Here is a 398-nt window from a genome sequence, read left to right as displayed (position 1 = left end):
CAGCTGCTCCGCCGCTTCGTCGACATCCAGTACACCCGCAACGACCTGGCCTTCACCCGCGGCACGTTCCGCGTCCGCGGCGACACCATCGAGATCTTCCCGGTCTACGAGGAGCTCGCCGTCCGCATCGAGATGTTCGGCGACGAGATCGAGGCGCTGTCCACCCTCCACCCGCTCACCGGCGAGGTGATCAGCGAGGACCAGCAGCTGTACGTCTTCCCGGCCAGCCACTACGTCGCGGGCCCCGAGCGCATGGAAAAGGCCATCGCCGGGATCGAGGCGGAGCTGGCCGAGACCCTGGCCACGATGGAGAAGCAGGGCAAGCACCTGGAGGCCCAGCGGCTGCGCATGCGCACGACGTACGACATCGAGATGATGCGCCAGGTCGGCTCCTGCTC

Annotated in this window: 1 pseudogene; it reads left to right on the top strand. The window is 67.6% G+C overall.

Annotation, left to right across the window (positions count from 1 at the left end):
* Positions 1–398 (top strand): annotated as a pseudogene (locus tag J1M64_RS18490) (excinuclease ABC subunit B); the annotation flags it as partial.

Source organism: Dietzia sp. KRD202 (assembly GCF_017168155.1).
GTDB classification, from domain to species: domain Bacteria; phylum Actinomycetota; class Actinomycetes; order Mycobacteriales; family Mycobacteriaceae; genus Dietzia; species Dietzia kunjamensis.
This window is presented reverse-complemented; position numbering and strand designations above follow the sequence as displayed.